This window comes from Modestobacter versicolor, assembly GCF_041028285.1.
Taxonomy (GTDB): domain Bacteria; phylum Actinomycetota; class Actinomycetes; order Mycobacteriales; family Geodermatophilaceae; genus Modestobacter; species Modestobacter versicolor_A.
Genome location: NZ_JABGDB010000002.1, coordinates 877,589 through 901,252, shown reverse-complemented (window position 1 = coordinate 901,252; position 23,664 = coordinate 877,589). Strand labels below are relative to the sequence as shown.

Below are 23,664 nucleotides of genomic sequence, written 5' to 3'. Positions count from 1 at the left end.
TCCCCGCCGAGCCTAGTGAGCCAGGTCGTGAGCCCGGCGAACGAGCCGGCGGTGCCCCGCGCCCGGGACGGCGAGAGCCGCGGTCCCGGGTGGGACCGCGGCTCTCGGCACGTCGGACGGGCGGGGCGGAGGTCAGCCGACGGCGGCGGTGGCCTCGGCGGCCTCGACCGGGCTGAGGTCCTCGTCGACGGCGCTGACGAACACGTGCTGGGCCACGCCCGGCTGCAGGGCCACGCCGTCGACCAGCACCGTCCCGTTGGACAGCGTCGCGGTCACCGTCGAGCCCGGCCGGACGCCCTGGTCGGCGAGCGAGCGCAGCAGCGGCGCGTCCTCCTGCAGCTGCTCGCTGATCCGCCGGACCACGACCTGGCGGCCTTCCGCGGTGGCCGTCGTGGACAGCAGCGTGAGCGCGTCGAGCACCGCCGAGGTGTCCCCGCCCAGGGCGTCCAGGCCGGGGATCGGGTTGCCGAAGGGGGAGACCGTGGGGTTGTTGAGCAGGCTCAGCAGCTTGCGCTCCACCGCCTCGCTCATCACGTGCTCCCAGCGGCAGGCCTCCTCGTGGACGTCGGCGTAGTCCAGCCCGATCACGTCGACGAGCAGGCACTCGGCCAGCCGGTGCTTGCGCATGACCGCGGTGGCCAGCTCGCGGCCCTCGTCGGACAGCTGCAGGTGCCGGTCGCCCTGCACGGTGAGCAGGCCGTCGCGCTCCATCCGGGCGACGGTCTGGCTCACGGTCGGGCCGCTCTGGTGCAGGCGCTCGGCGATCCGGGCCCGGAGAGGGACGATGCCCTCCTCCTCGAGCTCGAAGATCGTCCGGAGGTACATCTCCGTGGTGTCGATGAGGTCGTTCACGTCCACTCCTCCGTCAGGTGTGCCCGATCCTACGAGGCGGGCGCCACCCCACGGGGAGATCCGGGACGACGCGTTCCACCGGCGCGGGGACCCGCTCCCACCGGTAGCGTCGGCGCGGTGACGGAGCCGGCCCGCTCGACGACGAGCACCGCAGCACCACCCGCCTGCCCCGTCGCCGGGAGGGGGTCCCGGTGAGCGACGCGGTCACGGTGGTCTGGGACGACCGGCTGCTGGGCTACACCATGGGCGGGGAGCACCCGATGCACCCGGTGCGGCTGGACCTGACCGTCCGGCTCGCGGAGTCCCTCGGCGTGCTGGACGGGCCCCGGATGCAGGTGCTCGCCCCCACCCCGGCCGGGACCGACCTGCTCGAGCTGGTGCACAGCGCGGCCTACCTGGACGCGGTCCGCCGGGCACCGGAGGACCCGCACGGGGTCGGGCACGGTCTCGGCACGACGGACAACCCGGTCTTCCCCGGCATGTACGACGCCGCCGCGCTGATCACCGGGGGCAGCGTGCTCGCCGCCGAGCAGGTGTCCAGCGGTCGGGCGCAGCACGCGGTCAACATCTCCGGCGGCCTGCACCACGCGATGCGCGACGCCGCCTCCGGGTTCTGCGTGTTCAACGACGCGGCGGTGGCCATCGCCTGGCTGCTCGGGCAGGGCTGGGAGCGGATCGCCTACGTCGACCTGGACGTGCACCACGGGGACGGCGTGCAGGCCGCCTTCTACGACGACCCGCGGGTGCTCACCGTCAGCGTCCACCAGACCCCGCTCACCCTGTTCCCGGGCACCGGCTTCCCGGAGGAGACCGGCGACCCGGGCAAGGCGCTGGGCAGCGCGGTCAACCTCGCCCTGCCCAACGGCACCGACGACTCCGGGTGGCTGCGGGCCTTCCACGCCGTCGTGCCGAGCGTCGTCCGCGCGTTCCGGCCGCAGATCCTGGTCACCCAGTGCGGGTGCGACGCCCACCACGAGGACCCGCTCGCCGACCTCGCGCTCACCGTCGACGGGCAGCGGGCCTCCTACCGGGCGGTGCACGACCTGGCGCACGAGGTCTGCGAGGGACGCTGGGTCGCCCTGGGCGGCGGCGGCTACGGCGTGGTCCGCTGCGTCCCGCGGGCCTGGACGCACCTGATCGCCGAGGCCAGCGGCGACCGGCTCGCCCCGGGCACCGAGATCCCGGCGAGCTGGCAGGACGACGTCCGCCACCGGGGCCTGCGCACGCCACCGCCGGCGACCATGACCGAGGGCGGTTACGTCGGCTTCCACCGCTGGGACCCGTTCACCGAGAACCGGGTGGACCGCGCGATCATGCGGACGCGCACCGCCTCGTTCCCCCTGTTCGGCCTGGACCCGGACGACCCCCGTGATTAAGGACCACCTCGCCCCCCACCACTCGCACGCTCGTGGCGGGTCCCTACGAGGTGGCCGGGAGGTCCCATGACCGAGGACGCAGCCGTGACCCCCACTGCGCCGCCGCACTGGGAGGCCGACGTCGTCGCGGCGGACGGCGGGACGGTGCACCTGCGGCCGATCACGCCGGAGGACGCCGACGGGATCGTCGGGCTGATGGAGCGCAGTTCCGACCAGACCCGCTACTACCGGTTCTTCGGGCCGATGCGGCGGCTGTCGGACAAGGACCTGCACCGCTTCACCCACGTCGACCACGACAGCCGGGTCGCCTTCGTGGTGCTGCTGGGTGACCGGCTGATCGGCGTGGGCCGCTACGACCGCTATCCCGGCACCGACGACGCCGAGGTGGCCTTCCTCATCGAGGACGCCCACCAGCGCCGCGGCCTGGGGTCGGTGCTGCTGGAGCACCTGTCCGCCGCCGCGCAGGAACGGGGCATCACCCGGTTCGTCGCCGAGGTGCTCAGCCAGAACAGCCAGATGGTGCGGGTCTTCATCGACGCCGGGTACTCCGCCGAGCGCTCCTACGCCGACGGCGTGGTGCACCTGACCTTCCCGATCGCGCCCACCGAGCAGTCCCTGGCGGTCGCCCACGAGCGCGAGCAGCGCAGCGAGTCCCGCTCCATCGGCCGGCTGCTCAACCCCGGCTCCGTCGCGGTCGTCGGCGCCAGCAACGACCCGGCCAAGGTCGGCCACGCCGTGCTGCACAACCTCCTCGAGTACGGCTTCGCCGGGCCGATCTACCCGGTCAACCCGGCGGTGCGGCACGTCCGAGGGGTGCCGGCCTACGCCGACATCGAGTCGATCCCCGACGACGTCGACCTCGCCGTCATCGCCGTCCCCGCCGACGAGGTCCCCGGGGTGGTCGAGGCCTGCCGGCGCAAGAACGTCCGCGGGCTCGTCGTCATCTCCGGCGGGTTCGGCGAGACCGGCCCCGAGGGCCGCGCGGCCGAGCGGGCGCTGGTGGCCTCCGCGCGGGCGTCCGGCATGCGGGTGGTCGGCCCGAACTGCCTGGGCATCGTCAACACCGACCCCGCGGTGCGGCTCAACGCCAGCCTCGCCCCCGACGTGCCCGGCCGCGGCAGGGTGGGCTTCTTCGCCCAGTCCGGCGCGCTCGGGGTCGCCCTGCTCGAACGGGCCCGCGGCCGCGGCATCGGGCTGTCCAGCTTCGTGTCGGCGGGCAACCGGGCCGACGTGAGCGGCAACGACCTGCTCCAGTACTGGGCCAGCGACCCCGGCACCGAGGTGGTGCTGCTGCACCTGGAGAGCTTCGGCAACCCCCGCAAGTTCGCCCGGCTCGCCCGGGGCATCGGCCGCACCAAGCCGGTCGTCGCGGTCAAGAGCGGCCGGCACGTCGGCATGACCGCGGGCCTGGCCGGTACCAGCGTCACCGTGCCCGAGCAGTCGGTCGCCGCGCTGTTCGCCTCGGCCGGGGTGATCCGGGTGGAGACCCTCGTCCAGCTGTTCGACGTCGGCACCCTCCTCGCCCACCAGCCGCTGCCCGAGGGCGACCGGGTGGCGATCGTCGGCAACTCCACGGCGATGGGGGTGCTGGTCGCCGACGCCGTCCTGGAGCAGGGGCTGCAGCTGGCCCACGACCGCCCGGTGGACATCGGCACCCAGGCCGGGCCGGAGGACTTCCGGTCCGCGCTGGAGACGGCGCTGGCCGACGAGGGCGTGGACGCCGTGGTCGCGGTGTTCCTGCCGCCGCTGCTGCGCGGCGAGCAGCCGTTCGGCCGGGTGCTGCGCGAGGTGTCCAGCGAGGCGACAAAGCCGCTGGTCGCCAACTTCCTGTCCACCGACGGCATCCCCGACGAGCTGGTCGTCCGCGACGAGGACGGCATGCCCGGCCGCGGCTCGGTGCCGTCGTTCTCGACGCCCGAGCGCGCGGTCATCGCGCTGGCCAAGGTCAGCGAGTACGCCCGCTGGCGCCGTCGCCCGCTGGGCGTGCTCCCCGAGCTCGACGGGGTCGACGAGGACGCCGCCCGGGCCCTGGTCGAGCGGGTGCTGGCCGCCGCTCCGGAGGGACGCGAGCTCGACGACGAGGAGACGATCGCGCTGCTGGGCGCCTACGGCGTGCCGATGCTCGGCACGCAGCGGGTCGAGGACCCCGACGCCGCCGTGGCCGCCGCCGAGCGCATCGGCTACCCGGTGGTGCTGAAGTCCACCGCCCCCTGGCTGCGGGACCGCCGCGACCTGGGCGGCATGCGCTTCGACCTGGCCGACGCCGACGACGTGCGGACCGCCTACGCGGCGATCCCGGCCGGCGACCCGGTGATCGTGCAGGAGCAGGCCGCGCCCGGGGTGGCGACGGTGGTGGAGATCGTGGACGACCCGTCCTTCGGCGCGCTGGTGAGCTTCGGCGTGGGCGGGGTGGCGACCGACCTGCTCGGGGACCGGGCGTACCGCACCCTGCCGCTCACCGACCTCGACGCGCACGAGCTGGTGCGCGAGCCGCGGGCCTGGCCGATGCTGAACGGCTACCGCGGCAGCGCCCCGGTCGACACCGACGCGCTGGAGGACCTGCTGCTGCGGGTGGCCCGGCTCGGCGACGACCTGCCCGAGGTGCTCAGCCTCTCCCTCGAGCCGGTGATCGTCGGCCCGGCGGACGCCTGGCACGGCGGCCGGTCGCTGGTCGTGGCCGGCGCCGCCGTGCGGGTCGGCCAGCCCACCGCCCGGCTGGACGCCGGCCCGCGCCGGATGTTCCGCCCCGGGACGTGACGGGAGCCCGCCACCCCGGAGGGCAGCGGGCTCCCGTCACGGCCCCGTCCAGAGGCTCGCCCCGAGCGTGCGAGGGGTGAGGAGGACGGGGTCCTTCGTCAGCCCAGGTAGTCCCGCAGCGCGTCGGCGCGCTGGGGGTCGCGGAGCTTGTTCATCGTCTCGCGCTCGATCTGGCGGACCCGCTCGCGGGACAGTCCGAAGCGCTTGCCGATCTGCTCCAGCGTGCGCGGCTGCTCGCCGTCGAGGCCGAAGCGCATGATCACCACGTCGCGCTCGCGCTCCTCGAGGGTCTCCAGGACGTTGCGGACGTCGCCCTTCATCATCTGGAAGGCGACGGCGTCCTCGGCGACCGCGGCGTCGGCGTCCTCGATGAAGTCACCGAGCCGGGACTCCTCGTCGGCGCCGACGGTCTGGTCGAGGGAGACCAGGTCGCGGGAGTACTCGAGCAGCTCGGTGATCCGCTCCGGCGTCATGTCCAGCTCGAGGCCGAGCTCCTCGGGGGTGGGCTCGCGCTCCAGCTCCTGGTGGATCCGGCGGCGGGTGCGCACCACCTTGTTGACCTGCTCGGCCAGGTGGACGGGCAGCCGGATGGTGCGACCGGAGTCGGCCATGGCACGGGTGATCGCCTGGCGGATCCACCACGTCGCGTAGGTCGAGAACTTGAAGCCCTTGGTGTAGTCGAACTTCTCGACCGCCCGGATCAGGCCGACGTTGCCCTCCTGGATGAGGTCCAGGAACGTCATGCCGTGGCCGGTGTAGCGCTTGGCCACCGAGACGACCAGGCGCAGGTTGGCCTCGAGCAGGTGTGCCTTGGCGGCCTTGCCGTCCGCGGCGAGGGTCGTGTAGTCGCGCTTGAGCGCAGGGGTCAGCTGCTTCTCGACGAGCAGCCGCTGCGCGTAGAGCCCGGCCTCGATCCGCTTGGCGAGCTCGACCTCCTGCTCGGCGGTCAGCAGCGCGGTCTTGCCGATGGTGTTCAGGTAGACGCGCACCAGGTCCGTCGACACCAGACCACTGGTGTCGGGGGCGCGGCGCGGGGAGCGCACTCCGAGGGTGTCGGTGGGGGAGGACTGCAGCACGGTCACGATGAGTCTTCGTCCTTGCTTAGGGGTCCGGATGCGCCGATGCCGTGTCGGGCGGTCGGTGCACCCCGGGGGGAGGCGGTCAGAGCGTCGACCCGGGATCGTCCGGGGGGCTCTCCAGCCGTTCTGTCCGGTGTGGTACATCGTGTGCAACGGACCGCGTCAGCAGGGTGTTCCGGGGCGGCGCAACTCACAGGCAACGTCCAGGCGGGGTGCTTCGCCGGGTGGACTACGGCGGTGTGGTACCCGGACCGACCCGAGCCGGAACCTCCAGCTGCAGGGTCATCGGCCCCTCGTTCACCGATGCCACCGACATCCGGGCGCCGAACCGGCCGGTGGCCACCTCGGTGCCGCGACGGCGCAGCTCGGCGACCACCTCGTCGACCAGCGGCTCGGCCAGCTCGCCCGGCGCCGCGTCGGCCCAGGACGGCCGGCGGCCCTTGCGGGTGTCGGCGTAGAGGGTGAACTGGCTGACCACCAGGACGGCCAGGCCCAGGTCGCCGACCGAGCGGGCCCCGTCGTCGGTGGGGAAGACGCGCAGCTCGTGCACCTTGCGGGCCATGGTCCGGGCCCGGTCGGCGTCGTCGTCCCGGCCGACCCCCACCAGGGCCAGCAGCCCCGGGCCGATCGCACCGACGACCTCCCCGGCCACCGTCACCGACGCCTCGCTCACCCGGGTCACCACCGCACGCACCGGCCGATCATCCCCGCTCGCCCGCAGGCAGCGGCGCCACCCCAGCAGCGGGTGCGGCAGACTGCCCGGGTGCCGCAGCTCCGCATCGCCCAGGACGAACGGGCCGACGAACTCCTCGGCCGCGACCCGCTGGCCCTGCTGATCGGGATGCTGCTGGACCAGCAGTTCCCGATGGAGCGGGCCTTCGCCGCGCCCCGGCTGCTCGCCGACCGGCTGGGGGTCGACACCCTGTCGGCGGCCGCGCTGGCCGAGTGCGACCCGGAGGTGCTGCAGCGGCACTTCCAGGGCCCGCCGGCGCTGCACCGGTACCCCGGATCCATGGCCGGCCGGGCCCAGGAGCTGGCCCGGCTGCTGGTCGAGCGGCACGACGGCCGCGCGGAGGCGCTCTGGACCGACGTCCCGGACGGCGCCACCCTGCTGCGCCGGCTCGGTGACCTGCCGGGCTTCGGCGCGCAGAAGGCGAAGATCTTCCTGGCCCTGCTGGGCAAGCAGTACGGCGTCACCCCACCGGGCTGGCGGGAGGCCGCCGGCGACTACGGCCAGGAGGGCTCCCGGCGGTCGGTCGCCGACATCACCGGCCCGGAGTCGCTGGCGGAGGTCCGGGCGACCAAGCAGGCCGCCAAGAAGGCCGCCAAGAAGGCCGCCAAAGACGCCAAGGCCGTCCAGCAGGCCTGACCCACCCGGGCGGCGGGACGGCGAGGAGCAGCCCGGCCGGACTGATCCGGAGGTCACACCGGGAGTTGCCCGAACCGGTGCATGGCGCACGATCGAGTGGCACGATGGGGCGCAGGAGCCGGGGGCTCCGGGGCCGGTCGAACCACTGACGCACCGACCACCGCCGCCCTTCCCCCGGCCAGTCCAGGGAAGGGCACCAGTGGCCTCCAGTCAGTCCGCGAGCCGGCACGACCGCAGCGAGCCCCTGCTCATCACCGAGGCCGAGCCCAGCCAGGCCGACCAGCACGCGGCCCGCAAGCGCCGGTACTCGATCACCATGGCGATCCGTGGCACCAGCCTCGTCGTCGCCGCCCTCACCGCGCAGTACTCGCTGTGGCTGATGGCGGTCTTCGCCGTCCTCGGCACGGTGCTCCCGTGGATCGCGGTCGTGATGGCCAACGACCGCCCGCCGAAGCGGACGATCGACGCCAACCGCTACCGGCCGCCGGCGCCGGACCGGATCCTGGAGTCGGGGAGCAGCAAGGCCCGCGTCATCGACATGTGACCCTCAGCGGGCCCCGGGCCGCCCCACCACGGTGGCCGCCCGGAGCGCGCCCGCCTCGAGGGCCGCGGCGGGGTCCGCCGCACCCGGCGCGGCCGTCCACACCGACAGCACGCCGGCGGTGAAGGCGTCCCCCGCGCCGGTCGTGTCCACCACGGTGGTCGGCCGGGCCGGCCGGTGCACCAGCAGGTCACCGGCCGCCCACAGCGCCCCGTCGGCGCCGAGGGTCACCACCACCACCGGGTGCTGACCGGCCAGTGCCCGAGCCGCCGCCTCCGGGTCCGTGCAGCCGGTGAGCAGCCGCGCCTCGTCGGCGTTGGGCAGCACCAGCGTCGCCGCCGCGGTGTCGGCCAGCCACCGGTCCACCCCGTACCCCCGCAGCGGCCCGGTGGACGCCGGGTCCACCGACACCGTGCAGCCGGCCGCCCGCGCGGCGGCCAGCGCCGCCAGCCCGGCCGCACGCGGGCGGTCGTCCAGCAGCGTGTACCCGGACAGGTGCAGGTGCCCGCCCGGCGCCGGCAGCGGGACGTCGTCCGGGCGCAGCGCGAGGTTGGCGCCCCGGTCGGCGAGCATGCTGCGCTCCCCGCCGGGCTCGACCAGGCTGATGATCGTGCCGGTCGGGACACCCGGCACCGTCCGCACCGCCAGCGCCACGCCACCGTCGGCCAGGTCGCGGCACAGCGCCTGACCGGGCAGGTCGTCCCCGACGCACCCGGCCAGCACGACCGGCGTCCCGAGCGCGGCCAGGTGCGCCGCGACGTTGGCGCCGGCACCGCCGCCCCGGGTGGCGATCGCGGTCGGCCGGTCCGAGTCCGGCGACGGCTCCCCGGCCAGCAGGGCGACGACGTCGGTGCAGACGTCGCCGACGACGACGACCCGCGCCGCCGTCCCGGCGAGCTGGGCTGCGGTCACGCCCGGCTCAGCGGGGGAGCGCGGCGAGCTCGGCCGCGATCCGGCCGGCCAGCTCGGCGTTGCGCAGCACCAGGCGCACGTTGACCGCCAGGCTCGCCCCGCCGCTGGCCTCGTGCAGGTGCCCGAGGATGAACGGCGTGACGTCCTTGCCCCGGGCGCCGGCCGCGTCGGCCGCGGCGAGCGCGTCGGCGATCACCCGGTCGTGCAGGTCGGCGTCCAGCTGCTCGTCGACGGGCAGCGGGTTGGCGACCACGACCGCGCCCGGGGCCAGCTCGCGGCGGGCGGCGAAGACCCGGGCCGCCTCGGCCGGCGTCTCGACCGACCAGTCGACCGGGGAGCCGGAGTCGGCGACGTAGAAGCCGGGGAACCGCAGCGTGCGATACCCGACGACGGTGACCGACAGCGACTCCAGCCGCTCCAGGGTCGCCGGGACGTCGAGGATCGACTTGACGCCGGCGCAGACCACGACCAGCGACGTGCGGGCCAGCGCGGTGAGGTCGGCGGACTCGTCGAAGGTGTCGCTGGCGTGCCGGTGCACCCCGCCGAGCCCGCCGGTGGCGAAGACGCCGATGCCGGCGCGCGCGGCCAGCAGCGCCGTGCTGGACACCGTGGTGGCGCCGCTGCGGCCCAGCGCCGCGGCCACCGGCAGGTCCCGCACGCCCAGCTTGGCCAGCTCCGGGTCCTCGCAGACCCGGTCCACCTCGTCGGCGGTCAGCCCGACGTGCGGCACCCCGTCGAGGACGGCGATGGTGGCCGGCACCGAGCCCCCGCGGCGGACGGCGTCCTCCACCTCGTCGGCGGCGGCCCGGTTGTCCGGCCGGGGCAGGCCGTGGGCGAGCAGCGTGCTCTCCAGGGCGACGACGGGACGGCCGGCGGCGAGGGCGTCCGCGACCTCGGCGGAGAGCACGGGAACGGCGAGCGGCGGAGGCGAGTTCTGCACCCTGACATCATGGTGGGCGGCCTGCAGCGGACCGCCCCGGGTCCCGCACCCCCGAACCAGGGAGAAGACGTGAGCAGCAGCGACATCCTCGAGCGGCCCGACGTCCGCGACGCCGACACCGGCAGCGCCAACGAGGTCTTCCACTACGTCAAGAAGAACAAGATCGCGGAGAGCGCCGTCATGGGCACCATGGTCGAGGCGCTCTGCGGCGAGGTCTTCCCGGTCACCAAGACCCCCAAGCCCGGCAGCCCGGTGTGCCCGGCCTGCAAGGAGGTCTACAACCAGCTCAAGAAGTAGAAGGACCCCCGTGCCCCCCGACCCTCGCTCCGCTCGGGCCGGGGGCCCTGCACGGGGGCCGTTCCAGATCGTCACCTGAGCCCGAGCTTCTGGGCCTCCAGCTCGATCTTGGCGGCACGGCGACGCTGACGGCGGGCGTCGTGCCGCCGCCGCTGGGAGGGCCAGCGCGCCTCGATGGTCGCGTTCAGCTCGGCGCCCAGCAGCAGGGACATGCCGAGCAGGAAGCAGAACAGCAGCGCCGCGATCGGGGCGGCCAGCGCGCCGTAGGGCAGCGCGGTGGTCAGGATGTCGGCCACGTAGCCGCGCAGCACCACCGCCGCCACCACGAAGAACACCACGGCGAAGACCGCACCCGGCAGGTGCCGGTGCCAGGGGATCCGCCGCGGCAGCATGACGTGGAAGAAGCTGGTCAGGAACAGCACCAGGCCGACCACGACCAGCGGCCAGTAGACGGCGTTGACCAGCAGCGTCGCGGTGTCCTGCCAGTCGGGGGGCATCAGCGCGACGAGGGTCTCGCGGCCCAGCACCAGCAGGGGCAGGGTGATGACCGCGGCGACCAGGCCGACGATGAACAGCCACAGGGCCATCAGCCGGGTCGCGATCGGGCCGCGGACGTCCCGCTGGCCGTAGGCGATCACCGAGGTGTTCATGAACGTCGCGGTCGCCGAGGAGCCGGCCCACAGCGACAGCAGGAAGCCCAGGCTGACCACGTCGAGCCGCCCCGACCCCAGGATGTCGTCCAGGGTGGGCTGCACGAGGCTCTCCACGACGCCCGGGGTCAGCGCCTCGGCCGACGCGCTGACCAGCCGCTCCTCGATCTCGGCCACCGAGTCGTCGCCGATCCAGGCGCCCAGGTAGCCCAGCGAGCCGAGCAGCCCGATCAGCAGCGGCGGGATCGAGAGGATCTGCCAGAACGCGGCCTCGGCCGACAGCCCGAGGATGCGGTCGGACCACGCCTTGGCGACGCTGCTGCCCAGCACCTGCAACGGCACCCGGATCGGCGCCGGCCACCGGCGCAACCGCCCGGTCGGCGCCGGCCGCGGCGCGGACCCCGGTGCCGGGACGGCACGGGTGGGGGGAGCCGGCTCGGGCGGCACCACCGGTGCGTCACCGGTCAGCTCGTCGGCGGGCGCCGCGGAGCTGCGGGGGACGGCGGAGGCCACGCCCACAGTGTGCACGGCGGCGTCCGTGGAGGGACCCTGCCGGGCCGCCTCCACCCACCCGGAGGGAGGTCGGCGCGTCAGGACCGGCGCCGGCGCGCCCGCGGTCGCTCGTCCTCCGCCGCCCGGTGACCGGGCCGCCGTCCGGAGGGGGTGGCCGGCGCGGCCGGCCCGGCGGCCGGCGGCTGCCCGGCGGCCGGGTCGGTCGGCGGGAGGCAGCGGATGACCGCCTCCGCCGCGTAGGTGGTGTTGAAGTTCTCCCGGCGCAGCTCGGCGCCGGAGTCGACGTCCTTGAACACCCGGGTCACCGTGATGTCGAAACCGGTCGACCCCGACTGCGGGATGCAGCTGCCGTCGTCGACCTTCTCCTGCACAGCCGGCTGGCGCAGGTTGCGGCGCTCGCTGCTCACCGACTCGACGTCGTAGTACCGGGTGCCCCAGAACGTGACGGTCAGCGCGCCGGGCACCCACTCGGCCTGCACGTAGATGCCGGTCTCGGTGTCGTTGCGCCACTGCAGGTCGATCGCGCCCTCGTACACCGTCGCCTCACGGCCGGCGGGGTAGCGGCTGATGTAGAAGCTGTGCGGCTTGTGGTAGACGTCCTCGAGGCCGGCGAAGAACACCGCGTTGAACATCGTGGTGGCGAACTGGCTGATCCCGCCGCCGACGGCCTGGGACAGCTGCCCGCCACTGATCACCGCGGCCGGCACGTAGCCCTGCGCCGTGCCGCGCGGGCCGGTGTAGCCGTTGAGGCTGAACGTCTCGCCCGGCAGGACCAGGGCGCCGTCCACCTCGGCGGCGACCACCCGGATGTTGGTGCCGCTGGCCGAGTTGGTGAAGTTGGTGGTGAAGGAGCTGACCTCCTCCACGATGCCCAGCGCCTGCGCCTGCTCGGTGGTGAACTCGGCCGGGACCGCACCGAGCGTCGCGGTCACCGAGCGCGGCGCGGGCTCGGTGAGCACCGGCAGCAGCTGGGTGGCCAGGTCGGTCGGGTTGATCCCCTGGCCGTCGACCGACGGGACGACGGTGATCGCGTCGCCGGCGACCTCGAACCGGGCGTCCTGCGGCGGCGAGCCGAAGGTCGCGAAGTCCTCGCCCATCGCCGTCTGCAGCGCCGCCGGGTCGACCGCGACGGCCAGCGTCCCGTCGTCCTGCGGGGTGAAGGTCAGCGAGGAGGCGATGGCGGTCTCGGGCACCTCGACGGAGTCCGCGCCGTCGGCCCCGACCACGGTGACCGGTGCGGCCAGGGCCGGGGTGACCGTCTGGTCGAGCACGCGCTGGGCCTCGGCCGCCTCCACCCGCGCCGGGGTGACGTCGACCGGCAGCTCGACGGGGGACGACGGGTCGCCGGCGGCCGCCAGCGCCGTGGTGATCGCTGCGGCGGCGCCCTCGCGGTCCAGCGTGCGCCCCTCGACGGGGTCGACCACCGACGGCGTGGTCCCGTCCAGGGTGATCGTCGCGTCGACCGGCGCCCGGTCGACCGTCGAGGCCAGCTGCTCGACCTGGGCGTCCAGCGACGTCCGGTCGGAGGTCAGCACCGGGTCGACCGGGCGGTCGGCGAACAGCGAGGTGAGCCGGGTCCAGGGGGCCAGCGGCTGGTCGTCGACGGCGTCGACGGTGGCCGGCACGTCGAGGGCGATGCCGGCCGATGCCGGGTGCAGCACACCCTGCACGTCGGCGGCGGCCAGCGGCCGGTCCGCGGCGATCCGCGGTGCCAGCTCGCCGGTCAGCCGCTCGGAGGCGGCTGCGGGGGAGAGGCCGCCGAGCTCCACACCGGCCACGACGGTGCCCCGGGGGACGTCGTCGCCGGCGGCGACCAGGTCGACGCCGTAGGCGGCGGCGAGGGCGAGGACGGCGGCAGCCGGGACCAGGACCGCGCGGCGACGCCACCACGGCCAGCCGGCCGGCGTCCCGTCGCCGGCGGCGGGCGGCTCGCCGGCACCGCCGTCGGCACCGCCGTCGGACCCGCCGGCAGGGCCGTGGGTGGGAGGCAGGTCGCGCACCGGCGGGGCGGCCGGCACCGGGGCGATCACCTGGGTGGCCGACGCGTCGGGCTCCTCCACCCGGTCGATGACCTGGGTGCCGGAGTCCCGGTCGTCGTCGACCGGCGGGATGAGCCGCGTGTCGGAAGGCTGGTCCGCGACGGGCTGGTCCGCGACGGGCTGGGCCGATCCGGCCGGCTCCGCCGCGGCGGGCACGGCGGGCTGGCCGGGGCCGCCGCGCCCGATCGTGCCGTCGGCCTCGAGGCGAACGGTGTCGTCGCGAGTGGGCTCCTGCGGCATCGGTCGTTCTCCGGCTCGGCGGGGACCGGACTCCGGTCCCGGGGACGACGAAGCCGCCGACTCCCCGTTCCCGCGGTGCGGGTCGAGGGGGTCGGCGGCTTCGTCGGGTGAGGGCTTCATCGCTGGCGCGACGATAGTTGCCTCGTTCAGCTGGAGACGCGCGCCTCGCCGTCGGTCTCGATGATGTCGACGGCGATGTCGCGGAGCTTGCTCTCGTACTCACGGGCGTGGTGCCCGCAGAAGACCAGGTCACTCCCACTGGGAAGGACAACTCGCACCTTGGCCAGAGCACCGCAGCGGTCGCAGTGGAAGGGAACGACGAGTTCTTCGGTGGGCGGGGTCGTCGTCAGCGTCTGGGTCATCTGGCTCATCACTCGCTCTCTACCGCACGGACCCGCGACTGCGGATCGGCCTCCTGCACAGCGCCAGGATGGCCCCTCGTGTTCCCGTTCCGGCTCCGGATGTGCAACGACTCACCGATCGAGATGAGGTCGTGACACGGATGGGGCTGGTGGAACGGTCCAGCAGGGGACGTCACTGGTTTCGGAACTGGGTCCGGATGGTGCACGTGCTGGTGGTGCTGGTCACCGGCCGGGCCGGTTGTGGGTCCGCTGCTGTCCTGACCTGTCCCACGCTACGCCGTCTACCCGGCACGTGCCGTCGTACACCGCGGCACCCCTCCGGTGGGGGAGGGGTGCCGCAGGTGACGGTGCGGTGGGATCCGCCTCTAGTCCAGGTAGTCGCGCAGCACCTGGGAGCGGCTGGGGTGGCGCAGCTTGGACATCGTCTTGGACTCGATCTGCCGGATCCGCTCCCGGGTCACCCCGTAGACCTGCCCGATCTCGTCCAGCGTGCGCGGCTGGCCGTCGGTGAGGCCGAACCGGAGCCGGACGACGCCGGCCTCCCGCTCGGACAGCGTCTGCAGGACGCTGGTCAGCTGGTCCTGCATGAGGGTGAAGCTCACCGCGTCGACCGCGACGACGGCCTCGGAGTCCTCGATGAAGTCACCGAGCTGGCTGTCTCCCTCGTCACCGATGGTCTGGTCGAGGCTGATCGGCTCCCGGGCGTACTGCTGGATCTCCAGCACCTTGTCCGGGGTGATGTCCATCTCCTTGGCCAGCTCCTCCGGGGTGGGCTCGCGGCCCAGGTCCTGGAGCAGCTCGCGCTGGATGCGGCCGAGCTTGTTGATGACCTCGACCATGTGCACCGGGATGCGGATGGTGCGGGCCTGGTCGGCCATGGCGCGGGTGATGGCCTGCCGGATCCACCAGGTGGCGTAGGTGGAGAACTTGTAGCCCTTGGTGTAGTCGAACTTCTCCACGGCGCGGATCAGACCGAGGTTGCCCTCCTGGATCAGGTCCAGGAACGCCATGCCGCGGCCGGTGTAGCGCTTGGCGAGGGAGACCACGAGGCGGAGGTTGGCCTCGAGCAGGTGGTTCTTGGCGCGCTCGCCGTCGCGGACGATCCAGTTGAGGTCGCGGCGCATCTGCGGGGAGAGCTTCTGGCCCTCCTCCTCGACCTGGCGGAGCCGCTCGGCGCCGTAGAGCCCGGCCTCGATGCGCTTGGCGAGGTCGACCTCCTCCTCGGCGGTCAGCAGCGCGACCTTGCCGATCTGCTTGAGGTAGGCGCGGACGGAGTCGGCCGACGCGGTGAGCTCGGCGTCCTTGCGTGCCTGGCGCAGCGCCTCGGACTCCTCCTCGTCGTCCCACTCGAACTCCGGGCCCTCGCCCTCGGCCTTGTCGTCGGTCTCGGCGACGGCGACGCCGTCCTTGCCGGTGACGACGGTCTCGTCGAGCTTGAGGCCCTCGGGGCCGGCGTCGACGACGGCGAGGGCCGCGCCGTCGGAGGCGACCGCGGTGAGCACGGTGCCCTCACCGGCGCCCGGGGACGGGGCGATCGTCGGCTTGCGGGCGGCGGTCCTCTTCGCGGGGGCCTTCTTGGCGGCCGCACCCGCGGTACCCGCCGCGGCCTTCTTCGCCGGGGCCTTCTTGGCTGCCGCGGTCACCGGGGCGGTGGCCGGTGACGGGGCGCCGGCGGCGGCGACCGTCCTGCTGCGGCTCTGGCTGCTCACCGTGGTTGCGTCCGGTCCTGGCTGGTCGGCGGGCACTCAGGGTTCCTTCCCGTACTGCGGTGCGTTCCTCGAGGGCCGTGTGGCCCGCGGGCAGCGGCCCCGGCCCGCACCCGGCCGCTGCCGCCCACCGACACGCGCGGCGAGGCGACACACCGCTGGGGTGTTTCACCGCGCTGGGAGCGGGGGATGACCTGCTGGCTGAGGGCTTGACGCGGTGGGGCCGTTCCATTGTAACGACGCGCACGCGACGGTCCACCGGTTCCGTACCGGGACCGGTCCGGCGGCGCGGGCGGTCCCCCCGCGGGGGGAGCCGCACCGGCGGTCCGGTCGCCGTCCGCGGGCGTCACTGCCCGATGTGCTGCTCCGCGGCGAGGGCGGCGCCCACGATGCCTGCGTCGTTGAGCAGCTGGGCCGGGACCACGCGGGTACGGGTCGAGAGCAGCGGCACCCACTTGTCGGCCTTCTTGCTCACCCCGCCGCCCACGATGATCAGGTCCGGCCAGATGCTCTTCTCCAGGGTGTCGAGGTAGCGGTCGACCCGCTTGGCCCAGTGGGCGTAGCTGAGCTCCTCGCGTTCCCGCGCCGAGGCCGAGGCGCGCTTCTCGCCGTCCTGGCCGTCGACCTCGATGTGCCCGAGCTCGGTGTTGGGCACCAGGGTGCCGTCGATGAACAGCGCGCTGCCGATGCCGGTGCCGAAGGTCAGCATCAGCACCAGGCCCCGCTCGTCCTTGCCGGCGCCGTAGGCCATCTCGGCGATGCCGGCCGCGTCCGCGTCGTTCAGCGTCTGCACCGTGCCGGGGATGACCGCCTCGAGGCCGGCGGCCATGTCGGTGCCGATCCAGGACTTGTCCATGTTGGCGGCGGTGAAGGTGACGCCGTGCTTCATGACGCCGGGGTAGGTGACGCCGATGCGCCCCTCCCAGCCGAACTGGCCGACGATGTCGGCCACCACCCCGTAGACCGGCTCGGGCAGCGCCGGTTGCGGCGTGGGGATGCGCACCCGCTCGCCGACCAGCTCGCCCTTGTCCAGGTCGACCACGCAGCCCTTGATGCCGCTGCCACCGATGTCCACTCCGAAGCCCTGCACGGGGGCAGGCTAGCGACCGGCGGCGGCGGCGTCGCGCAGGTCGGGCAGGATCGCTCCTCGTGATGACCTCCGGCGCCGCCGCGCCCGACCTGCCGACCGAGCTGCTCGAGCTCGCCCGGGCCACCGCGGAGGAGGCAGCGCTGCTCGTCGGGGCCGGCCGCGGCACCGCCGCGGACCAGGTCGACACCAAGTCCAGCCCGGTCGACGTGGTCACCGCCGTGGACACCGCGAGCGAGGCGCTGATCGTGCGCCGGCTGCTCGAGGCCCGGCCGGACGACGGGGTGCTGGGGGAGGAGGGTGCCGCCCGCGAGGGCACCAGCGGCGTCCGCTGGGTGGTCGACCCCATCGACGGCACGGTGAACTTCCTCTACGGGCTGCCGGCCTACGCCGTCTCCATCGCCGCCGAGGTCGACGGCCGGGCCGTGGCCGGGGTGGTGCTCAACGTCGCGACCGGCGAGCTGTTCACCGCCGTCCGCGGGCGTGGGGCGTGGCTGACCGCGCCGGGCGCGGCCGCGATGCAGCTGCACGGCAGCGCGCCGGTGTCGTTGGAGCAGACCCTGGTGGCCACCGGCTTCGGCTACCGCGTCGAGCAGCGCCGCGCGCAGGGCGGCGTGGTGGCCCGCCTGCTGCCCGAGGTGCGCGACATCCGCCGCGCCGGCTGCGCCTCGCTCGACCTGTGCTCCGCCGCCGCCGGCCGGGTGGACGCCTACTACGAGCTGGACCTCAAGCCCTGGGACCACGCGGCCGGGGCGCTGGTGGCCGAAGAGGCCGGGCTGGTGGTCACCGGGCTCGGTGGACGGCCCTTCGCCGAGCCGATGGCCGTGGCCGTCGCCCCGACGGTCGCTGACGAGCTCCTGGAGCTGCTGGCGGAGCTGCACGCCTGAGCGTCGTCCCGCCACCCTGACCAGCGGTCAGCAGGCGCCCTCGGCGTCGACGATGGGGGCGAGGGCCGCCTGGACCTGCTCCTGGGTGGCGAGCCCGGCGAAGTCCGGACCGAGCACCACGTCGACGACGGCGGTGGCCCGGGTGTCGGGGCGGTCGGTCGAGCCCGGCAGGTAGAGGGCCATGAAGTCCGCCGTGCTGGCACCGCGCGGGCCGAAGCGCAGCTCGCCGACGCCGGTGACCTCGATGCCGCTGCCGTCGTTGGCGATCTCCTCCACGACGAACCCGCGGCTCTGCAGCGTGGTGGCGACCTCACCGGCCCGGCCGGCGACGTCGCTGGCGTTGAGCACCCGCAGGGTGACCGTCGCCGGGTCGAGCGCGGACGGCGCGGCGCTGGCGCTGCTGCAGGCCGCCGCCTTGGCCTCGTCCCGGGCGGTCTCGTCGCTGAGCACGTTCCACCACACGGTGAGCGCGGCCAGCGCGAGCACCAGCAGGAAGATCAGTGCCGGCAGCGGACGGCGCCGCCTGGCGCCCGCCGGGCGTCTCTCGGTCGTCTCGCTCACGGTTCCCTCACGTCGGCGAGCTCGCACACGCGGCAGACCCTAGCGGCGCGGGGGGCTGCTACAGCGCACCGTCGTCCAGTGCGGCGCGTCCCAGCTCGACGCACGGACCGATCTTCTCCGCGTAGCCGGTGGTGTCCTTGCCGGCCATCGCGCCGGCGGCGGAGCGGGCGACGATCCCGGCCACGATCGCGGCGAACTTGAAGTACGCGAACCCGACGTACCAGTGCAGGTCGGACAGGTCGGCGCCGCTGCGCACGGCGTAGCGCTCGGCCAGCTCACGGCGGGTGGGGAAGCCGGGCAGCGCGCTGACCGAGGGGACCGACACGTCCCGGTCCTCGCCGGCCTGCGGCCAGTAGACGAAGAGCATGCCCAGGTCGGTCAGCGGGTCGCCGAGGGTGGACATCTCCCAGTCCAGGACGGCGCGGATGCGGCCCGGCGTCACCGGGTCGAGCAGGCAGTTGTCCAGCCGGTAGTCGCCGTGGGTGATGCCCGAGCGGGCGGGGGCCGGCACGGTCTCGGCCAGCCGGGCCGCCAGCGCGTCCAGCGCCGGCCGGTCGGTGTCCCGGGTGGCGTCCCACTGCTTGGTCCAGCGGCGCACCTGCCGCTCCAGGAACCCCTCGGGGCGGCCGAAGTCGGCCAGGCCCACCGCGGCCGGGTCGACGGCGTGCAGGTCGGCGAGGGTGTCCATCAGCCCGTCGGCCACCGCCCGGCGCTGACCGGGCTCGTCGGCGTAGCCCGGCGGCAGCTCGGTGACGACGTGCACGCCGACGACCCGCTCCATCACGTAGAACGGCGCGCCGAGCACGGACGTGTCGGTGGCCAGGTGCAGCGTGCGGGGGACCGGGACCGGCGTGCCGGCCAGCGCCGAGATCACCCGGTGCTCGCGGACCATGTCGTGCGCCGTGGCCAGCACCGCGCCGGTCGGCGGACGGCGGAGGATCACCGCGTCGTCAGCCGACCCGCCCGCAGGCGTCACCACGTAGGTGAGGTTCGACATCCCCGCCGCGATGAGCTCGACGTCCACCGAGCGCCACTTCTCGTCGCCCAGGACGGTCGCCAGGTAGGGCCCGACGACCCCCGGATCAGCACCCACCGGAGCAGCCACGGCGGCAGGGTAGCCTCTGGCGCCCCCACCCTCCGCCGGCCTCCCGGCGGCCCCCATGTGTCGCCTCCGGGGAGGCGGGCACAAACGGGGGCCTGGCGACGTTGGGCGGCTGGCCGGAGCGTGCAGAGGCGCGTGACGGGAGCGGTCCTGGAGGTGGCACCACCGACGGAGCGGTCCCGGATGCGTCCGGTGCACGACCGTGCGAGACCGGCGCGGGGACCCAGCAGTGGGGCCCCGGGCCGGAGACAGACCCCCGGCCGCCCAGGCGGCCGGCACCACCGGCCGAGGCGCTCCGGCGCCGACGGCGAACGAGCGGGCCAGGTGCCCGCGTTGAGGAAAGAGAAGGGGCACACCATGGCCACCGACTACGACGCCCCCCGACGCAACGAGGCCGACGAGCTCGGCGAGGACTCCCTCGAGGAGCTCAAGGCCCGGCGGGCCGAGGCGCAGAGCTCCTCGGTCGACGTCGACGAGACCGACTTCAACGAGGCCCTCGAGCTCCCCGGGGCCGACCTCTCCAACGAGGAGCTCACCGTCCGGGTGCTGCCCAAGCAGGAGGACGAGTTCACCTGCTCGCGCTGCTTCCTGGTGCACCACCGCACCCGGCTGGCGACCACCCGCAACGGGCAGCCCGTCTGCCGCGACTGCGCGGCCTGAAGAAGGACCCCCTCGCCCCCCACCACTCGCGAGCTCGCGGTGGGGCCCTGCGAGGGGGCCGTTCCTGCACCTCACCAAGCTCGGCGCGGGCCCCTGCAGCGGGGCCGTTCCAGTACGTCAACGGGCTCGCGGCGGGGCCTGACCGTTCCAGCACGTCACCACTGAGGGAAGGCGACCCGATGACCTCGAAGCAGCCGCGGGACGTGCCGCCGCCGCGTGACGTGCCTCCGCCGCGACCGGTGGGGGAGCCCGTGGAGGGCGAGGTCGTCGGCGGTGAGCCGGGGCTCGGTTCCGCCGCCCGGGCGCTGGCCGACGCCGTCGTCGGGTTGCTGGGCCGGGACGCCCCGGCCGGCCGGCCGGGCAGCGGGCCCTCGGCCGCCGGGCAGCGCGCCGCCGCCGGGGCGAGGGCGGCGTCCGGCGTGCTCACCGACGTCATCGCCGCGGTGGCCGCGGCCGCACGCTCGGCCGCCGACCCGGGCGGTGCGACGGGCGGCGGGTCCGCGACCGGCGGCCGCTCGGCCAAGGGCGGCTCGCGGGGCTTCGCGCCGGGCGGGGTGCTCGGCGACCTGCTCGACGCCGCGGCGCCCCGGCTGCCGATCCGCGACCGCGACCGGCTGCGGAAGGCCCACCCCGGGCTGTCCGACGCCGAGATCGCCGATGCGCTGGTCGCCCGGGCCACCCGCCTCACCGGTGGCATCGGCGCGGCCACCGGCGGGCTGGCGGCCGCCCAGTGGTTCGCCCCGCCGTCGATGGTCGCCGTCCCGCTGGAGCTGGGCGCGCAGACGGTGCTGGTCGCCGCCGTCGAGGTGGTCCTGGTGGGCGAGCTGCACGAGCTCGCCGGCCGGCGGGCCCCGGGTGACGCCCGGGAGCGGGCCGCGGCCTACCTGAGCAGCTGGACCACCCAGCGACCGGTCGGCAGCACCCGCTCGGCCGGGATCTTCTCGGTGATCAGCACGGCGGGCGCCACCGCGCTGCGGCGCCGGGTCACCCAGCGGCTGGCGCGCAGCTCGACGTCCATGGCGCCGCTGCTGGTGGGGGCCACGCTGGCCGCCCGCGGCAACCGGAAGGCCACCACCGCGCTCGCCGACCGGCTCCGCGCCGAGCTGGGCATCGGGCCGGGCCCCGGGTCGTCCTGACCGCGGTCGGCCCGGCACCCGCGGACCCGGCCGGCGCGGCTAGCCTCGCCGCCGTGCCCGTACCCCGTCCCGACCCCCGGCCGACGGCGTCGGACGTCGAGGTGCCCGTCCTGCTGACCGCACCGGACGGCGTCCTCCCCGCCTACGCACTCCCCGGCGACGCCGGCGCCGACCTCTGCCTGGCCGAGGACGTCGAGCTGGCCCCGCACCAGCGCGCGCTGGTCGGCACCGGGGTGGCCGTGGCCATCCCGGACGGCTTCGCCGGGTTCGTGCACCCGCGCTCGGGGCTGGCGCACCGGCTCGGGCTGAGCCTGGTCAACGCCCCCGGCACGATCGACGCGGGCTACCGCGGCGAGATCAAGGTCAACCTGGTCAACCTCGACCCGGACCGCACCCTCCGGCTGCACCGCGGCGACCGCGTCGCCCAGCTGGTGGTGCAGCCGGTCGTCCGGGCCCGCTTCGTGCCGGTCGCGCAGCTGCCCGACAGCGAGCGCGGCAGCGGCGGGCACGGCTCCACCGGTGGGGCCGCGGCGCTCGCCGCCCCCACCCCCTCACCCCTGGAAGGACGGGCCTGACGATGCCGCTCGGACGCCGGCGCAACCGGATCGACCGCAGCCTGCGCGAGCGCGGGGTGCCCCCCGAGCCGCAGGTGCGGGAGCGGGAGGAGGCCGCGACCAGCGGTCCCTGGGACGTCGCCGACGTCCCCGACGACGGCGTGGCCCGGGTGGACCTGGGTGCGCTGCGGGTGCCCGCGGTGAGCGGCATGGAGCTGCGGGTCGACGTCAACGCCCAGCAGCAGGTGGTCGGGGCGAGCCTGCGGTCGGGGGAGTCCCTGCTGCAGCTGTCGGTCTTCGCCGCCCCCCGCGCGGGCGGGCTGTGGGACGACGTCCGGGCCGAGCTGGCGCGCGGCGCCAGCGGCCAGGGCGGTTCCCTCCGCGAGGTGGACGGCCCCTTCGGGCGCGAGCTCGCCGGCACCGTGCTGGTGCCCGGGCCGGCGCAGCCGGGCCAGTCGGGCCCGTCCGCACCGGTGCGCCGGCCGGCCCGCTTCCTGGGCGTCGACGGCCCCCGGTGGTTCCTGCGCGGGATGCTCACCGGCCCCGCCGCGGCCAGCCCGGAGGGGTCGGCCGCGCTGGAGGCGGCCTTCCGGGCGGTCGTCGTCGTCCGGGGCACGCTGCCGATGCCGGTGCGCGACCAACTGCCGCTGACCCTGCCGCCGCAGGCCGCCGAGCAGGTCGCCCGACAGCAGGCCGCGCGCAAGGCCGGTGGCCCGGCGACCGGTCGGGCACCCGGTCAGGCACCTGGTCAGGCACCCGGTCAGGCACCCGGTCAGGCACCCGCCCCGGGCGCCGCCGGGTGAGCACGCCGGTCACGACCGCCTACGGGCCGGCGCCGGACCAGTTCCTCGAGGTGACGCTCCCCGACGGCGACGGCGACGGGCCGGCGCCGGTCGTCGTCGTGCTGCACGGCGGCTTCTGGCGGGCCCGCTACGGCATCGACCTGGCCCGGCCGCTGGCGGCCGACCTGGCCGCGCGCGGCTGGGCGGCGGTGGCCGTCGAGTACCGGCGGGTCGGTGCCGGCGGCGGCTGGCCGACGACCCTGGCGGACGTGGCCGCCGCGCTGGACGCGCTGCCGGACGTGCCGGGGGCCGCACGGCTGGACCTCACCGACGTGACGGTCGTCGGCCACTCCGCCGGCGGGCACCTGGCGGCCTGGGCGGCCGGCCGCGGCCGGCTGCCCGCCGATGCCCCGGGGGCCGGGCCGCGGGTCGCCGTCACCGCGGCGGTGCTCCAGGCGGGCGTGCTGGACCTGACGGCCGCGGTCGCCGCCGACCTCGGTGCCGGGGCGACCGTCGACCTGCTCGGCGGCACGCCCGCCGAGGTGCCCGAGCGCTACCGGGCCGCCGACCCGGTGCAGCTGCTGCCCACCGGCGCGGCCGTGCTCTGCGTGCACGGCGCCGGGGACACGACCGTCCCGCTGGAGCAGAGCCGGCGCTACGCGGCTGCGGCGGAGGCGGCCGGTGACCGGGTCGAGGTGGCCGTCGTGCCCGGCGACCACATGGTGGTGCTGGACCTCACGCACGAGGCCTGGCTGCGCACGGTGGACTGGCTGACCGCGCGACGGACAGCCGGCCCGGACCGCACTACGCTGGGGACGTGACCGACACCAGGGCCACCTCGGCCGCACCGGGCGCACAGCCCGGTGCCCGCGGCTGGCTCTCCCGCACGCTGCAGAAGCTGACCGCCGACGACCAGACCGTCGACGCCCGCGAGCTGCAGTCCGACGTCGTCAACTCCGGGTGCGCCCCGGTGAGCGCCTGCCGCAAGGGCGAGGTCGTCACCGTGACCGGCCGGCTGAAGTCGGTGGTCTACACCCCGCGCGAGACCGTGCCGACCCTGGAGGCCGAGCTCTTCGACGGGTCGGGCTCGGTGACGCTGGTGTGGCTGGGCCGCCGCCGGATCCCCGGCATCGAGCCGGGCCGCCGGCTCACCGCCCGCGGCCGGTTCGCCGCCTTCGAGGGCCGTCAGGTCATCTACAACCCCTGGTACGAGCTGAGCGCCGGGTGACCTCCCGCGCACCGGTACGGCCCGGGGGCAGCCG

24 protein-coding genes are annotated in these 23,664 nt (G+C 75.2%); 12 read left to right on the top strand and 12 right to left on the bottom strand.

Annotated features, from left to right (window positions below; all coding sequences use genetic code 11):
• Nucleotides 1–132: 132 nt before the first annotated feature.
• Complete coding sequence (locus HL054_RS10690; protein ID WP_369138961.1) at nucleotides 133–852, bottom strand: metal-dependent transcriptional regulator; 720 nt, start codon at nucleotides 850–852, stop codon at nucleotides 133–135.
• 191 nt (nucleotides 853–1,043) lie between these two features.
• Between HL054_RS10690 and HL054_RS10685 the strand changes: the two genes are divergently transcribed.
• Together HL054_RS10685 and HL054_RS10680 are read left to right on the top strand one after the other, a co-directional pair.
• Nucleotides 1,044–2,228, top strand: a complete 1,185-nt coding sequence (locus HL054_RS10685; protein WP_369138959.1) for an acetoin utilization protein AcuC — start codon at nucleotides 1,044–1,046, stop codon at nucleotides 2,226–2,228.
• A gap of 66 nt (nucleotides 2,229–2,294) precedes the next feature.
• The gene (locus HL054_RS10680) at nucleotides 2,295–4,985 is read left to right on the top strand and encodes a bifunctional acetate--CoA ligase family protein/GNAT family N-acetyltransferase (RefSeq protein ID WP_369138958.1); all 2,691 of its coding nucleotides are present in this window, start codon (nucleotides 2,295–2,297) and stop codon (nucleotides 4,983–4,985) included.
• A 98-nt stretch (nucleotides 4,986–5,083) separates the two neighbouring features.
• On the opposite strand, the gene sigB is transcribed toward HL054_RS10680, so the two are convergent.
• Nucleotides 5,084–6,067: an RNA polymerase sigma factor SigB gene (gene sigB / locus HL054_RS10675; protein WP_369138957.1), complete on the bottom strand. Its 984-nt coding sequence runs from the start codon at nucleotides 6,065–6,067 to the stop codon at nucleotides 5,084–5,086.
• A 226-nt stretch (nucleotides 6,068–6,293) separates the two neighbouring features.
• A complete protein-coding gene (dtd, locus tag HL054_RS10670) occupies nucleotides 6,294–6,758 on the bottom strand; it encodes a D-aminoacyl-tRNA deacylase (RefSeq protein WP_369138956.1) in 465 nt (154 codons plus the stop codon).
• 69 nt (nucleotides 6,759–6,827) lie between these two features.
• Between dtd and HL054_RS10665 the strand changes: the two genes are divergently transcribed.
• Together HL054_RS10665 and HL054_RS10660 are read left to right on the top strand one after the other, a co-directional pair.
• Complete coding sequence (locus HL054_RS10665) at nucleotides 6,828–7,433, top strand: HhH-GPD-type base excision DNA repair protein (RefSeq protein ID WP_369138955.1); 606 nt, start codon at nucleotides 6,828–6,830, stop codon at nucleotides 7,431–7,433.
• Nucleotides 7,434–7,632: 199 nt separating this feature from the next.
• The gene (locus HL054_RS10660; RefSeq protein WP_369138954.1) at nucleotides 7,633–7,977 is read left to right on the top strand and encodes a DUF3099 domain-containing protein; all 345 of its coding nucleotides are present in this window, start codon (nucleotides 7,633–7,635) and stop codon (nucleotides 7,975–7,977) included.
• A gap of 3 nt (nucleotides 7,978–7,980) precedes the next feature.
• Here HL054_RS10660 and HL054_RS10655 read toward each other — a convergent pair whose 3' ends face one another.
• Both HL054_RS10655 and HL054_RS10650 read right to left on the bottom strand, forming a co-directional pair.
• On the bottom strand, nucleotides 7,981–8,886 hold the full coding sequence (locus tag HL054_RS10655) for a carbohydrate kinase family protein (protein ID WP_369138953.1): 906 nt from the start codon (nucleotides 8,884–8,886) through the stop codon (nucleotides 7,981–7,983).
• A 7-nt stretch (nucleotides 8,887–8,893) separates the two neighbouring features.
• Nucleotides 8,894–9,826: a pseudouridine-5'-phosphate glycosidase gene (locus HL054_RS10650; protein WP_369138952.1), complete on the bottom strand. Its 933-nt coding sequence runs from the start codon at nucleotides 9,824–9,826 to the stop codon at nucleotides 8,894–8,896.
• Between the two features lie 69 nt (nucleotides 9,827–9,895).
• On the opposite strand from HL054_RS10650, the gene HL054_RS10645 reads away from it, so the two are divergent.
• Nucleotides 9,896–10,123, top strand: a complete 228-nt coding sequence (locus HL054_RS10645; RefSeq protein WP_369138950.1) for a DUF3039 domain-containing protein — start codon at nucleotides 9,896–9,898, stop codon at nucleotides 10,121–10,123.
• 71 nt (nucleotides 10,124–10,194) lie between these two features.
• Here the strand turns inward: HL054_RS10645 and HL054_RS10640 are convergent, their stop codons facing one another.
• The 5 genes from HL054_RS10640 to ppgK form a co-directional block, all read right to left on the bottom strand.
• On the bottom strand, nucleotides 10,195–11,286 hold the full coding sequence (locus HL054_RS10640; protein ID WP_369138949.1) for a YihY/virulence factor BrkB family protein: 1,092 nt from the start codon (nucleotides 11,284–11,286) through the stop codon (nucleotides 10,195–10,197).
• A 77-nt stretch (nucleotides 11,287–11,363) separates the two neighbouring features.
• Complete coding sequence (locus tag HL054_RS10635) at nucleotides 11,364–13,565, bottom strand: VanW family protein (RefSeq protein WP_369138948.1); 2,202 nt, start codon at nucleotides 13,563–13,565, stop codon at nucleotides 11,364–11,366.
• 146 nt (nucleotides 13,566–13,711) lie between these two features.
• On the bottom strand, nucleotides 13,712–13,936 hold the full coding sequence (locus HL054_RS10630) for a DUF7455 domain-containing protein (RefSeq protein ID WP_369138947.1): 225 nt from the start codon (nucleotides 13,934–13,936) through the stop codon (nucleotides 13,712–13,714).
• A gap of 356 nt (nucleotides 13,937–14,292) precedes the next feature.
• Nucleotides 14,293–15,636 (bottom strand): RNA polymerase sigma factor, encoded by a 1,344-nt coding sequence (locus HL054_RS10625; RefSeq protein ID WP_440347931.1) that lies wholly within the window; start codon nucleotides 15,634–15,636, stop codon nucleotides 14,293–14,295.
• Nucleotides 15,637–15,979: 343 nt separating this feature from the next.
• Nucleotides 15,980–16,723 carry a polyphosphate--glucose phosphotransferase gene (gene ppgK / locus HL054_RS10620; protein WP_369138945.1) on the bottom strand — a complete coding sequence of 248 codons (744 nt, stop codon included), beginning with the start codon at nucleotides 16,721–16,723 and terminating at the stop codon, nucleotides 15,980–15,982.
• Nucleotides 16,724–16,785: 62 nt separating this feature from the next.
• On the opposite strand from ppgK, the gene HL054_RS10615 reads away from it, so the two are divergent.
• Nucleotides 16,786–17,607: an inositol monophosphatase family protein gene (locus HL054_RS10615; RefSeq protein WP_369139083.1), complete on the top strand. Its 822-nt coding sequence runs from the start codon at nucleotides 16,786–16,788 to the stop codon at nucleotides 17,605–17,607.
• Nucleotides 17,608–17,634: 27 nt separating this feature from the next.
• Here the strand turns inward: HL054_RS10615 and HL054_RS10610 are convergent, their stop codons facing one another.
• Both HL054_RS10610 and HL054_RS10605 read right to left on the bottom strand, forming a co-directional pair.
• Nucleotides 17,635–18,168, bottom strand: a complete 534-nt coding sequence (locus HL054_RS10610; RefSeq protein WP_369138944.1) for a LytR C-terminal domain-containing protein — start codon at nucleotides 18,166–18,168, stop codon at nucleotides 17,635–17,637.
• Between the two features lie 58 nt (nucleotides 18,169–18,226).
• Entirely contained in the window at nucleotides 18,227–19,273 is a 1,047-nt protein-coding gene (locus HL054_RS10605; protein ID WP_369138943.1) for a phosphotransferase family protein, read from the bottom strand.
• A 354-nt stretch (nucleotides 19,274–19,627) separates the two neighbouring features.
• Between HL054_RS10605 and HL054_RS10600 the strand changes: the two genes are divergently transcribed.
• The 6 genes from HL054_RS10600 to HL054_RS10575 all read left to right on the top strand — a co-directional run bounded on the left by HL054_RS10600 (nucleotide 19,628) and on the right by HL054_RS10575 (nucleotide 23,630).
• Nucleotides 19,628–19,930: a DUF4193 domain-containing protein gene (locus HL054_RS10600; protein ID WP_369138942.1), complete on the top strand. Its 303-nt coding sequence runs from the start codon at nucleotides 19,628–19,630 to the stop codon at nucleotides 19,928–19,930.
• A gap of 179 nt (nucleotides 19,931–20,109) precedes the next feature.
• Nucleotides 20,110–21,066 (top strand): hypothetical protein, encoded by a 957-nt coding sequence (locus HL054_RS10595; RefSeq protein ID WP_369138941.1) that lies wholly within the window; start codon nucleotides 20,110–20,112, stop codon nucleotides 21,064–21,066.
• Between the two features lie 53 nt (nucleotides 21,067–21,119).
• On the top strand, nucleotides 21,120–21,641 hold the full coding sequence (gene dut / locus HL054_RS10590) for a dUTP diphosphatase (protein WP_369138940.1): 522 nt from the start codon (nucleotides 21,120–21,122) through the stop codon (nucleotides 21,639–21,641).
• A 2-nt stretch (nucleotides 21,642–21,643) separates the two neighbouring features.
• A complete protein-coding gene (locus tag HL054_RS10585) occupies nucleotides 21,644–22,423 on the top strand; it encodes a DUF3710 domain-containing protein (protein WP_369138939.1) in 780 nt (259 codons plus the stop codon).
• Nucleotides 22,420–23,223 (top strand): alpha/beta hydrolase family protein, encoded by an 804-nt coding sequence (locus HL054_RS10580; protein WP_369138938.1) that lies wholly within the window; start codon nucleotides 22,420–22,422, stop codon nucleotides 23,221–23,223. The genes HL054_RS10585 and HL054_RS10580 overlap by 4 nt, the downstream gene beginning before the upstream one ends.
• Nucleotides 23,220–23,630, top strand: a complete 411-nt coding sequence (locus HL054_RS10575) for an OB-fold nucleic acid binding domain-containing protein (protein ID WP_369138937.1) — start codon at nucleotides 23,220–23,222, stop codon at nucleotides 23,628–23,630. Before HL054_RS10580 ends, HL054_RS10575 begins: the two co-directional genes overlap by 4 nt.
• The last annotated feature ends 34 nt before the right edge of the window (nucleotides 23,631–23,664 follow it).